Annotated in this window: 10 protein-coding genes and 1 pseudogene; all 11 read right to left on the bottom strand. The window is 60.1% G+C overall.

The features are described 5' to 3' along the window. Positions 1–10: 10 nt before the first annotated feature. The 11 genes and pseudogenes from KGJ62_02690 to ruvX all read right to left on the bottom strand — a co-directional run bounded on the left by KGJ62_02690 (position 11) and on the right by ruvX (position 12945). A complete protein-coding gene (locus tag KGJ62_02690) occupies positions 11–2044 on the bottom strand; it encodes a hypothetical protein (protein ID MDE2125475.1) in 2034 nt (677 codons plus the stop codon). Positions 2045–3067: 1023 nt separating this feature from the next. After that, positions 3068–3172: pseudogene (locus tag KGJ62_02685) on the bottom strand (prepilin-type N-terminal cleavage/methylation domain-containing protein). Between the two features lie 15 nt (positions 3173–3187). Further along, complete coding sequence (locus tag KGJ62_02680; protein ID MDE2125474.1) at positions 3188–4057, bottom strand: prepilin-type N-terminal cleavage/methylation domain-containing protein; 870 nt, start codon at positions 4055–4057, stop codon at positions 3188–3190. Positions 4058–4171: 114 nt separating this feature from the next. Then, a complete protein-coding gene (locus KGJ62_02675) occupies positions 4172–5200 on the bottom strand; it encodes a prepilin peptidase (GenBank protein ID MDE2125473.1) in 1029 nt (342 codons plus the stop codon). Positions 5201–5244: 44 nt separating this feature from the next. Further along, positions 5245–6492, bottom strand: a complete 1248-nt coding sequence (locus KGJ62_02670) for a type II secretion system F family protein (GenBank protein MDE2125472.1) — start codon at positions 6490–6492, stop codon at positions 5245–5247. Between the two features lie 51 nt (positions 6493–6543). After that, on the bottom strand, positions 6544–7704 hold the full coding sequence (locus KGJ62_02665) for a type IV pilus twitching motility protein PilT (protein ID MDE2125471.1): 1161 nt from the start codon (positions 7702–7704) through the stop codon (positions 6544–6546). 178 nt (positions 7705–7882) lie between these two features. Next, complete coding sequence (gene tadA, locus KGJ62_02660; protein MDE2125470.1) at positions 7883–9676, bottom strand: Flp pilus assembly complex ATPase component TadA; 1794 nt, start codon at positions 9674–9676, stop codon at positions 7883–7885. Between the two features lie 88 nt (positions 9677–9764). Beyond that, complete coding sequence (locus KGJ62_02655) at positions 9765–10676, bottom strand: shikimate dehydrogenase (GenBank protein MDE2125469.1); 912 nt, start codon at positions 10674–10676, stop codon at positions 9765–9767. Positions 10677–10827: 151 nt separating this feature from the next. Then, complete coding sequence (locus KGJ62_02650) at positions 10828–11421, bottom strand: YqeG family HAD IIIA-type phosphatase (GenBank protein MDE2125468.1); 594 nt, start codon at positions 11419–11421, stop codon at positions 10828–10830. A 13-nt stretch (positions 11422–11434) separates the two neighbouring features. Further along, positions 11435–12499 carry an endolytic transglycosylase MltG gene (mltG, locus tag KGJ62_02645; GenBank protein ID MDE2125467.1) on the bottom strand — a complete coding sequence of 355 codons (1065 nt, stop codon included), beginning with the start codon at positions 12497–12499 and terminating at the stop codon, positions 11435–11437. Continuing rightward, the gene (gene ruvX, locus KGJ62_02640) at positions 12496–12945 is read right to left on the bottom strand and encodes a Holliday junction resolvase RuvX (GenBank protein MDE2125466.1); all 450 of its coding nucleotides are present in this window, start codon (positions 12943–12945) and stop codon (positions 12496–12498) included. Before ruvX ends, mltG begins: the two co-directional genes overlap by 4 nt. Positions 12946–12977: the final 32 nt, after the last annotated feature.

Below are 12977 nucleotides of genomic sequence, written 5' to 3'. Positions count from 1 at the left end.
AGCTGTTGCGCTACGGCTGATATGGCGAGCCCGTGGCGAGAACGGTGTCGTTATCCACTTTGCGCCATCGCTCTGCGCTCTTCCACACCACGCGCGATTTCATTGATATGCCCATCACACCGGAGGCAGTCCGGCCATTGGTGATTCCGTTGGTGGCCGGCACAAACCGCACGATGTTGGGATTGACAGCGGTCAGGTCAATCCAGGTGAGGGGCGGGCCGGATTGAACCGATACAAACAGCCCTGGTTCGGCGTTGATCTGGTACTGCAGGCCCTGGAGGTCAACCACCTGCGTAACGCCTCCGATTACCTCCACCACCCACAGGTGCGCGATGGAGACCGACTTGCCGGCGTCACATATCGGGAAATAGATCTTGGTTGGGTCGCCGACGCCGGCAGCGACCGAGCCGCCAATGTAGCAGTTGTTGTACGGCAGGCTGTAGCTGCCCGCTGTAAACGCGGTGGGGTCCATGACCGTGTATTGACTGGTAGCCTTTTGAAGCTGTGCGCCCCAGTCGTTCTGGGCCCGGTACAGTATCCGTAACGGAACGCCCTGCAGGTTGGCGGCCGCGGTTGGATCGAGCCGGACGATGCCGGCCTTGGCATCCAGCGTAAATGGTATAAAGTTTGGAGTGCCACCACCAGTTACCGCAGCACCGTTAGTATACTCGCCAATCTCCTCGCCGGTGTTGGCATTCATCAGAATCACGTCCGGCGTCGGCGGATCGCCGGCGACCGGATCCCGGAACATGCCTGTCTCAAGCGTTCCGTCATCGAGCGTATCGCCATTGGTCAGCACCAGGGGCAGCGACAGCTTGATGGCGTACGGCGCGGCGGACGGCACCGCGCGGTCGTCGCGAATAATATGGTTGTCGAACGTGGTGTACGTGATTCGAGCCATCAGCGGCTGCGGGCCGTATGGGCCATTTTCCAGATCGCTGTGACCGGCTGGATTGAACAGAAGCACGCCCAGGTTGGCGTTGTTAGGCTCCTGTTTGCTGTACCAGGCGTACTCGTACGGGTCGGAGGTCCAGGCAGGCGGGGCGGCGCTCCCAATATAGGGCACGCTGCTCATCAGAACGAAGCCACGGCTCACATCCTCACTGCCGCGCCGGATACCCAGGAACCGGGACGACGGCACCGGCAGCGTGGCGCTGTCCGGATAGGTGTTCGCCGCGTTGTTGAAGATGGGTATCCACGTCGGCATGGGCGAGGTGCCGGCGGGAATGGTAGTCGGGTCCACGTCCGGAACGATTAGGGTGGTTGCCGGCCCGCTCACAGCCGTTTCGGTGATGGCGTTGCCGGCGGTGTTCCTGCGATAGTAGTCGTAGGTGATAACGAACTTGCGGAACGTCGTCACGGGCGACGCCGACGCCAGGCGCGGATAGAAGGCGATACTGTCGCGGTTGTAATCGACGGCATACTGCGACTCGTTCCGCAGGTTCAGTGACGTATCTGGTGTGCCGAGCGGTACCGACTCGGAAGTCTCAATTCGCTGCAGCGGCATACCGCGCACCGTAATCAGGTCTTGCGGACCTCCGGTGTTCGAGAGTGCGAACTGGTTGTAAACCGGGCCCATGCTGAGAACGTACGCGGCGCCGTACTTCCCCGATTCGCTGTTGGGCGACGGGATGGGAATGCGAAGATGCTCATTCAGCACCGTGCGAATGCGGTTGATGTTGGAGATATCGTAGACCGTGGTGCCGGCGGCAGCGTTGCCGGGCACGCTGTCGAAATCGGTAAGGTCATCGGGCTGAATGTTGGGATTGATCACGAGCGACGGTAAAGCGCCACCCGTGTTTTCAAAGTACCCCGGCACGATGGCGTCGGCCGCCGATAATGTGGACTTCTGCTGATCCAGCTGTTGGCGGGCGAGAGCCTGCGCCGACGTGAGCTGCGCGGTGTTTTGAATCGTGAGGAATCCGCCGGGAAACAGCCGCAACAGCGCGAGAATGCCGACCAGAAGCACGATAAGTGCAACCAGAACCTCAAGCAGCGTAAAGGCCGGCTTGCCGTTTCCCGCTCTGTTGCTTCCCGTAGACATTCTCAAGCCTTTATGGTTCCGTGATTCGGCGCAGTAGCCCCGTTACTGCCAGAGCGCACCACGCCGGTTTTGGACGACGTGCCCGAGCGCCGTGTTCCTTTGGATGAACAGGTTTGGTTACGGCGCGTAGTTCATTGGCAGGTCGGAATAGGCCTGCGCGGCGTGCAGTTTGATTGTCGTACCGTCATCCAGAAGCGTAAGTATCTGGCCGTTACCCGTGACTGCGGCGTGCGTAGTGATCCAGGTGATCACCGTCCGGTTGCGTGGTGGGTTCTGGTACTTCAGTTGATTGACGACCGGTGCAAAGTTCGCTCCCACATCGCAGCCCAGCGGATAAGCCGCGCTGACGGGCTGGTAGAGTTGATGGCTCCAGTTGGGCGAGTAGTTCAGCTCGTATTTGGGCGTAACGCCGTCGGCTTCGAAAACCTTGTTGCCCAGGTCATCCAGCATGGGGCTGATATCCATGCTGTCCATTTTGTAGAACAGCTTGGGAAGAGGCGTGCTGGTGTAGTTCTTTCCGTCGCTGGAGGCGTAGCTGGCGTCGGGCAGATCCGAGTCGCCATAGTAGGTGCACAGCGAGTTCGGGTCCTGCGTTGGCGCTTCCCATGTGACCACCACGCTATCTACGTTTCCGCCGTGATTCTTCACATAAGACTGAGCGTAGGCGGAGTTGGGTGGATAGTATGCGATGGTGACCGCGGATTTGTTGGTGACCGTATCGTCGATGTTGGTAAAGGCGCTGAAGTCTTTGATCTGCTCGCCGTATAGGTAGCCGTAGTTCGCGATGCCACTCTCGGTAGCGAACTTCTCAACCGCCTGGTCCATTGGAAGCACGCTGGTATCCGTGGGCTTGGCCGGCCGGTAGGTGTCGGGGTTGACGCCGGTTTGCACCATTGCGTAACCGAACAGCACGTTCGGGAAGTGCCCCTCATCCAGCTGGAATGAGCGCGCCGCCACGTAGATATCGTGCATATTGCTCATCGTGTTGCTCTCGCGTGCCTGCTCTCGTACCGTGCTGAACACGGGAAAGAGGATTGCTGCAAGAAGCGCTATGATTGCGATAACCGTGAGCAGTTCAATCAGCGTAAAGCCGTGTCGCCGTCCACGTGCGGTAGTGCGTAGATTCATTCCATTGCTCCGGCCCTAGTACTCAAGGTTGAGCGGGCCTTTGGCTTCAAACGTATTCACCGGCACGGGCCGGGCCGTGCCACTAAGCAGTAGTACATTCACCATGGTGGCGTGGGCCGTAAAAACGTGCCACGTACACCAGGTTAAAACCGTCTTGTCCTTCGGCGGATCCGGATACTTCAACTGATTCATGCACAGGCTGTCTGGATGCGTGGTGCATGTATTATCGGCTGGGCCGGTCTGCCCGGTCCAATCGAGGCTGTAGTGTAGCTCGGTAACCGGGGTGGCAGGCGCGCTGCCGTCGGCATTTACCTGAGGGCCGGCGTCATAGCTGTCGAACGAGAAGAAGTAGGCCGGTCCGCCAATAACTGCCGGATCTACCAGCGTGTTGCCGATGTTGTGCGCGATCTCCGCCGTAAACGATACCGGCTGACCCGCAAGGGGCGTGTTGGTCGGGTAGACGGCAGTCATCAGCCGCGTTGGGTCCTGTATCGGGTCATCCGGGCAGTGGAACGTGTTGTCTCCGCCGGTCAGGTACTTCTGGCCGCCCATCAGCGGTCGATACGTATCTTTATCCAGTCCGGCGGGTGTACCCGAACCGGTATAGAACTCAAGGTGGGTGCTGCCATCGGGCGCCGTGTACACCGAGGTGGACTGCGCGAAGCCGATGAGGCTGGCAGGATAGCGGTTGTTATCGGCCTTGTACATCTCCACAGCGCGGTAGATGTCGTGCATCTGCGTAAAGCAGGTGGCGGAACGTGCCGCTTCGCGGGCACGGGCAAAGACCGGAAACAGCAGGGCAGCCAAAACGGCCACAATTGCTATTACCGTAAGCAGTTCGATCAGCGTAAATCCGTCCGCACCGGCTACGTGATTTCGGCTCATAACCTTTCCGTTCTGCAATGCCCCGTCCATTCGCCATGTGATGCGCCTGGATTGAGGGACGATTCTGAGACGACGTCTCAAAGTACGGTGTTCCATCGTTAACACCTGTCTCATCTATAGATGACGGCCCTGCCCCAGCATGGTGGCCAGGTACCAGTTGGTAACCTGCGCGCCGACGAACAACGTCACCAGAAACCCGATACCTAAATACGGTCCAAAGGGCACCGCGGTCGGATCCAGCGGCCCCTCCACGAGAATGGTTGTCTCGTCGCTGCCGCCATCCTTACGGAACATCTCCCAGAGATCCCAGAACAGGAATACCGCCAGCCACTCCGTTACCAGCGCTGACGCACGAACAGGACCGGCTTCGCCCTGCCCACCGTCATCGGCAGGCGTCACTCTCTTACGGAACCGGTCTACCAGTAGCGGCACGCCGCCGACCACCATGCCGGTCACCGTGGATGCCAGCAGCCATACCGGGAACAGTCGCAGCGGCTCCTGACCCGGCAGAACGATCAGGCCCAGCATAGCGCCTATGGCGCGCGCCAGGTAGACATCACCAAGGCCCATCGCCTCGCGACGGAACACGATGGACCCCAGGGTCCGAAAGCCACCGAGCATCAGAATGCCGCCTACTGCACCGGCGATGGAGACCGGCAGCCAACCGAACATCAGCCGGTGTCCCGGTGCGTGCGACACCAGCAGAATACCATCCAGCAGCACGGGAATGGCAAAGGCGAGGAGGTTCAGAGAGTTTGGGATAGTAAAAGTTGCCAGATCGATGAACGCGATCGGTATGAGCGCCGACGTAAACAGAAGCAGCGCCACCGCCAGGAAGGGCTGGCTCTGAAATCGCGCGGTTATCACGGCAAAGAGCGCCGCGGTAAGCAGCTCTACCCAGAAGTACCTCCACGATATTGGCTTGCCGCACTGCCGGCACCGGGTGCGCAGTGCTATAAAGCTTAGCAGGGGCACCAGGTCGATAGCCTGGAGCCGTCCGCTGCAGTTTGGACAGTAGGAGTGTTCCGGCTTGACGAGTGTTTGACCGCGTGGCAGGCGGTAGATCACCACATTCAGGAAGCTGCCTACGCACGCGCCAAAAACGAACGCAACGATCGGCCAGAAACTCTCCGGCGCCACCAACTAACGCGGTTTCCAGGTGGTTTGCATCAACAGATGTTTAGCCCCTAATCGCCGCCGCCGCCGGCACCGCCGCCGCCGCCGCCGCTAAGGTTGGCGATGACCTGGATGAGAGGCATGAACATGGCGATGACGATAAAGCCGACGCATACGCCAAGGATGACGATCATCACGGGCTCGATTGCGGCTGTCAACGACTGGAGCTGAGCATCCACCTCGTCTTCGTAGAACTCTGCGATCTTGCTGAGCATCTGATCGAGAGCTCCAGATTCTTCACCGATCGAGATCATATGCACCACCATGGGCGGAAACATTTTGCTCTTGGCCAGCGGGTCGTTGATGCGGTCACCTTCACGGATCCTCGCCTTGGCGTTGAGCAGCGCCTCACTGATGATTTCGTTGCCGACCGTACCGGCCACGGTATCCATCGCCTGCAGAATCGGCACGCCGGAAACCAGCAGTGTCGAAAGAGTTCGGGAGAATCGCGCCAGGCAGATTTTGTGGCCCAGTTTGCCGAACACCGGAACCTTGAGCTTGACTCTGTCGATGACGCGTCGCCCGATGCGCGTCGTGCCGAAGTATTTGATGGCCAGCCACAAGAAGAAGATGATGGCCAGGCCGATGTACCATTTTGTCTTCAGGAAGTCGCTGAAATCGACCAGAAACTGCGTCATCGCCGGCAACTGCTTGACGCCCAGATCTTTGAACAGGTCCACAAACTTCGGAACGATAAATGTGCAGAGGCCCAGGACAATCAGAATGGCCACAATAACCACAATAACAGGATATGTCATTGCGGACTTAACTTTGCGCCGCAACTGCATATCCTTTTCCAGGAAGAACGACAGCCGCTGCAGGGCTTCCTCAAGCACACCACCCACTTCGCCGGCGCGTATCAATCCGATGAAGAGGTTGCTAAACACCTTGGGGAACTTCTGCATTGCCCGCGACAGTGTTTGGCCACCTTCAACTTCCACCTGAATATCGTGTATGATGCGCTTCAGCTTGGGGTTGGTGGTCTGTTCGCCCAATACGTCCAGTGCCCGCACCAGCGATACGCCGGCATCGATCATGGTGGAGAACTGGCGACAGAAGATGGAGAGATCGGCCAGTTTGACGCGACCAAACCCGGCGGCCGCCGATTTCTTTTTGCCGGAGCCGGTCTGCTTGACGTCACTGACGTTGAATCCCTGCTCCTGCAATCGCCGCTTCAGGATGTCCTGGTTCTCGGCTTCGGAGGTGCCGGTACGCACGGCGCCGGTGGAGTCTCGGACGGTATAGCTGTAGACGGGCATATCTGCCTCCGGATGCGCGCCCGCTGGCAGCGGGCGCGCCGTGTGAGAACGTTACCGCGAGTATTGCCCCTGTCCGGGCGCGGGCATGGTTGCGGTTCGTATCATCTTCTCGAGTTCTGTCGGGTTCATGGCCCGCGTCATCGCTTCATCGTAGCTGATCATGCCGCGGAGATAGAGATCGCGCAGGCTCTGATCCATGGTTTGCATTCCCATGTTGGCGCTGGTCTGGATCATCGAGGTGATCTGGTGCGCCTTGGCTTCGCGGATAAGGTTGCGTATGGCGGGGCTTGCACGCATGATTTCGATGGCGCAGATGCGTCCCGGCTGATTGGCGCGCGGGATGAGCTGCTGGCAGAGAATAGCCTGCAGGTTGTTGGATAGCTGCAGCCGCACCTGCTCCTGTTGGCCGGATGGGAAGGAGTCGACAATGCGCTCTACGGATGTCGCTGCGGAGTTGGTATGCAGCGTGGCGAAGACCAGGTGACCGGTTTCCGCGGCGGATACCGCCATCTGCATCGTCTCGAGATCGCGCATTTCACCCACAAGGATCACGTCCGGGTCTTCACGGAGCGCGGCGCGCAGCGCATTCTTGAACTGCTTGGTATCCTGCCCAACTTCCCGCTGATTGATGATGCTGCACCGGTGCGTGTGCAGGTATTCAATCGGATCTTCGATGGTGATGATGTGCCGACCCTGCTCGGTGTTGATCTGGTGGATCATCGCCGCAAGGCTGGTCGATTTACCGGAGCCGGTTGGCCCGGTTACGAGGATAAGACCGCGTGGAAGGTGCGTCAACTCTTCCAGCACCATTGGCAGACCCAAATCCTTGAGGGTTGGTATCTTCTGCGGAATCTGCCGGAACGCCACGCCGACATTGCCTCGGTCACGGAACACGTTCACACGGAACCGGGCGATGCGGGCCAGGGAGTAACTGAAGTCGAGCTCAAGTTCGGTCTCGAACCGCTGGATCTGTTCATCCGTGAGGATGTCGTAGATCAGCCGCTGCGCATCCTGCGAAGAGACCTTTTCGAACGGGATCGGTATAAGCGCTCCATCCACGCGGATGATGGGAGGCACCCCGACGGCGATATGGAGATCGGAGGCGCCCTTCTCGTGCACCAGGCGCAAGAGGTCGTCCACATGGGCGTCGTCCAGCGGTGTGGGACGCGCCGACGCCACGTTGGCAATCGGCTGCGCCGCCTCGCCGGTCATCGGGTTGACGGCGGCTGCCTGCGGATCGGGGGCGCCGCCGGGCTGCTGCGGTCGGAGCGGTGGTACCGCTGGAATGGGATTATCGGACAATGGGTCTACTCCTGCCCGGATGGCTGCCGGGCTGAGGAGCCGGCTGCTGGCGCCGCCGGCCCTCGACTGTGATTTCTCTCTATTCGGCCTAGAATCCTGCGGTAAACACCACTCGCCGAACTTCGTCCGGTGTGGTGACTCCGTCGAGAACCTTCAGTAAGCCATCTTCCCGCAGTTCGTGCATCCCGTTGGCCTTGGCAGCGCGCTTCAGCTCCGAAAGCGGCGCACGCCGGACCACCATTTCGGCCATCTCGGCGTTCATCCGCATCAGCTCGTAAAAGCCGGTGCGGCCCTTGTACCCCGTATAGCGGCATACCTCACAGCCCTTGCCGCGTGCAATCTGCACCATGGCGTCCGGATCTTCCGTCACAAAGCCGAAGTTATGCAGATCCGAGGCGCGCACGTCGTAGAACTCTTTGCAGCCGGTACAGATCCGGCGTCCCAACCGCTGGGCAAGTATGCCGACTACCGTTGCCGAGACCAGGAACGGTTCCACCCCCATATCAATGAGGCGGATAGTGGCGGAAGGGGCGTCATTCGTGTGCAGCGTGGAAAGCACGAGGTGGCCGGTAAGAGCCGACTCGATGGCGATTCCCGCCGTTTCAAGGTCGCGCATTTCGCCAACCATGATGATGTCCGGGTCCTGCCGGAGGAATGATCGCAGTGCATTACCGAACATCAGGCCGGCCTTGGGATTGACCTGCACCTGCGTGATACCGCTCAGCTGGTACTCAATCGGGTCTTCAACGGTGAGGATGTTCTTCTCCACCGAGTTCAGCTTGTTGAGCACCGAGTACTGGGTGGTTGTTTTGCCGTGCCCTGTGGGTCCTGTTGAAAGAAGCATGCCGTTCGGCTGTTGCGACAGCTCCTCAAGCTGTGCCTGAACCTCAGGAGTGAAGCCCAGCTTGTTCAAGCCGATCATAACGCTGCTCTTGTCCAGGATCCGCATGACGATCTTTTCGCCGTGCAGGTTTGGCAGGCAGGAAACGCGGAGATCAAACTCGGCGCCGGAGAAGCGCACGGCGATGCGGCCATCCTGAGGCACGCGCCGCTCGGCGATGTTCATCTCGGCAAGAATCTTGTACCGCGCCGTCAGCGGCATCTGGATGTATTTGGGCATCTGCATGGTTTCATGCAGAACGCCGTCTATGCGGTACCGGATCCGAACCGATTTGCGATCCGGTTCCAGGTGGATGTCCGAAGCCTTTTCCTTGATCGCCTGGATAATGATTGTGTGCGCCAGACGGATAATCGGGGCCTCTTCCACCACCTTGGAAATCGCGTCGTCGTCCTCGTCATCCTCCTTGGCGGCGTCGCCTCGCATGCCGTACTTGGCCATTACTTCGGCCATTGAGGATTTCACGTCGGCGTCCATGATGTCGGCGCTGCCGCCCTTCAACGGATTCATGCCGCCCTTGCCATCGGCAGACGCCAGGTCTACCTGCGTTCCCGTGTACAGCCGCCCAATGGCATCTTCCAGATGCTCCGGCACGGCAAGCACGGTCTTTATCTGGCAGCGCGAAACCAGCCGAAGGTCGTCGGTGGCCTCCAGATTGTTGGTGTCGGCCATTGCAACATACAGGGTGCCGCCATCCTTTTTGACAGGCAGCACGGTGTAGCGCTTGGCGATATGCTCCGGAACAACGTTGAGCGCGCTCTGCTCGGGTTTGAACACCGTAAGGTCCACGAACGGCACGTTCTCCTGAAACGCCTTGGCTTCGTACACGTCTCGCGGGTTGATGCCCATCTCAAGAAACACGCGCGTGAGCTCACTCTTACTGTTCACCTGGGCCTTAAGAGCCTCTTCAAGCTGCTGGGCCGAGATGTAGTTCTTCTCGACCATGTACTGGCCCATATCGCGCTTCTGCGTTCCGCTCTGCATTCCGCTAGCCTCCCCGAGTTCCATCCGATAGCGGTGGAGCGACCTGTGCCGCCACCGCCGCTGCAGCTGCTATATCACCTGGCAGTTATTACCGGCCCGGCGTCTTCGCCACGCCCGTCAATCCTGCCCGAACCGCCTGCGTCATCACATCAACAGGCGCATCCACACCAGTAAACATGCGGAACGCCGAGGCGCCCTGCGCTACGAGCATCTCCACTCCAGAGACGGTTTCACATCCGGCATCCTGCGCGGTCCGCAGAAGTGCCGTCTGCTCCGGATTGTACACCAAGTCCACCACCAGCATGCCTTTGCGCAGTCGGGATAGCGGTGCGGGCAACTCGTCGGTTGTGGCCGGCCACATTCCCACGGGCGTCGCGTTCACCAGCAGGCCCGCGGTAACCGCGGCCTCCCGCAGTCCGGCAGCGTTGTACTCTACCTGCTCGATGTCGGAATAGCCAAGATTGCGCAGCCAGGCCACCAGTTTCTCAGCCCTTCCACCAGATCGATTTGCAACCCGAACGCGCGCCCCCTTTTTTAGGAGCGTGAGGGCAACCACCCTCGCCGAGCCGCCGGCGCCAAGGATGAGAGCATGCTCTCCGGCAGCATCGAAACCACGGTCGTGAAGCGGCTGCCAGAACCCATCGCCATCGGTATTATCGCCCAGCAGGCGGCCGTCTTCCGGCAGTACGGTATTGACGGCGCCGCACTCGGCGGCAGAATCCGTAAGCCGATCCAGAAAAGGTATCGCAGCCTCTTTGTGCGGGATCGTGAGGTTCACGCCCGCCATCCCGAGAGCGGTTATGCTCCCGATTGCCGCCCCGAGATCGCCCGGCTCCACATGAAACGGAGTATAGATAAATGAGAGCTGCAGAGCGGCGTACGCGGCATTGTGCATCGCCGGGGAGAGTGAGTGCTCAATCGGGCATCCGAAAACGCCGGCTACGCGGGACGAACCATAGACATAAGGTACCGCACTCCCCGCAAACTGTGACGACTGCATCCGGATGTTGGTTCCACAACGAGCCTGATGAATCTATCACAAACTGGCTGGAATACAAGTAGACGAACGTACCGGTCTCGAGATTCACGAGGATAAACAGTTTGCGGCACTTCGGAAGTGGCGCATTTGGTGCGTAGGCTGCCCGGGGCGGTTACAGCGCTCCGGCGCGCCGAAAGTACCCGAGAAACAGCCACTCCAGCGGGCGATGAAAGATGCGTGTATAGAGGAACTCGCGGCAGTGGATGCGCCGCACCATGATGGTTCGGCATCCAACCCGGTTGCCGCCGAGTACGTCGGTAAACATCTGGTCGCCAACAATCGCTGTGGACCCAGGCTCGGTGCCAAGCGCCTTCATAGCCCGGTTGAACCCGCCACGCATCGGTTTCTTGGCCTTTCGGATATTCACGCAGCCGATGCGACTTGCCAACCGGTCGGACCGGTGCCCGAAAAAAGAGTTCGAGAGGATGCAGACGCCGATGCTCAAGGCCTTCAGCGCTTCCAGCCACGCCAGCGCCTCGGGCGCCAGTTCCTGACGCTGCCATCGCACCAGCGTATTGTCCATATCCAGAATCACGCCACGTATTCCTTGACGCTTCAGATGCTCCGGCGTGATTGCCGCAACGGTCTCCACGAGTTCATCGGGACACAGATTGGCGAAATGCACGCGCGGCCGTGGTGTGCGCCCCAGGCGCGGGCCATTGGTATCCGCCACATGTTGTTCGCGACGCTGCGTGGAGCTTGGCATGATTGTAGCCTGGCTAGTCGATAGCGCCGTTCGGCCGGACGGACCGCAGCCGGGCTACGTCGGCCATATGCTGCAGGCTGGTAGTTTCGAAGATATGTGCGCCACCGGGGCCGGCTACATAGTACAGGTAGTTGTTGTGCTCAGGATAGAGCGCGGCCATGAGCGAGGGCACGCCGGGGTTGGAGATCGCCGCCGGTGGCAGTCCGACATGCCGGTAGGTATTGTACGGGGAATCTACCCGTAAATCGCGATATAGAACATGCGATTTGTGATATCCGAGTGCATAGAGTACCGTGGCGTCTACGTCCAGCGGCATCTTTCGTTTCAGCCGGTTATTGATCACGCCGGCAATCCGCGCGCGGTCCTGGGGCGCTTTGGCCTCGCGCTCGATAATCGAGGCCTCAATCACAATCTGGTTGAGCGACTTGCCCGATTTTGCCACGGCAGCGGCATTCTGCGCTGCAAATCGGCGACCAAAATCGTCAAGCATCGCATCGATCACGCGGCCAGGCGGCACGTTCCGCGGGAAGCTGTAGGTATCGGGAAAGAGATAACCCTCCAGCGTGTTCGTTGGCAGCTTAAACGTGGCGTGGCACTCCGAGATGGAAGCCGAACGGGTTGCCTCACGATAGAACTCGTTCCCATCGCAGATCCCGAGCTCGGTGAGCCGCCTTGCGATCTGACGGGCGGTAAAACCCTCCGGTACCGTCAGCTTGATCAAGCCGACATCGCTTGCTATAGGGCCCATGCGAAGCTCGCGAAACACCTGTCCCAGCGTCATGTCCTGGGAGAGACGGTATCTGCCAGCCTGGATGCCTGAAGCCGGCCCACGGAACCACGCGTAGAGATCGAACACCCAGGCGCTGCGTACTATGCCCGCCGAGGCAAGGGCCGATCCGACGCCACGCAAGCCGGCTCCGGCCGGCACCGTTACGCTCCGCAGCGCATGGCTGTGGCCGCCCGGGTTCGTGAGCGATGCCAGCCAGCCAAGGCTAACGGCTGAGGCTGCGGCCGCGACGAGCATGAGCTTCCAACGGATGCCATTCGCCTTCCGGCGTTTGCCTTTGCCCCGCCTCACTCGGCCTCGCTCGCGTCGGCGAGGGCCGGTACGGTCTGTGCGTCCAGCCACTCCTGCAGAATGATGCACGCCGCCGCAGCGTCGAGCTGCCCTTTGCGAGTCCTGCGCCTGGTTCCAACATCACGCAGTACCTGTGCAGCGGCGTGGGTGGTGAGCCGCTCGTCCTGCATATGGATCGGAATACGTACGTATCCGCGCAGCACTCGGATGAAGGCGTCGATTCGCGAAGCCTGCTCACTCTCGGCGCCGTTCATCATTTTCGGCAGACCGACCACGATAGCTGTCGCATCGCGCTCAACGGCCAACCTGGCAATCCGTGCGGCATCCTGCCGTATCGAGCGCGTACGAACCACCGTTTCAACCGGCAGCGCCATACGCCCATTGGCGTCACTCACCGCGACGCCCGTACGGGCATCGCCAATATCCAGACCGAGAAATCGGGCCATTTTTAGCGTGGAGGCGGGCGTTGGGAGAGGCT

Source organism: Armatimonadota bacterium, from assembly GCA_028871815.1.
GTDB lineage: Bacteria > Armatimonadota > Chthonomonadetes > Chthonomonadales > Chthonomonadaceae > REEB205.
This window is presented reverse-complemented; position numbering and strand designations above follow the sequence as displayed.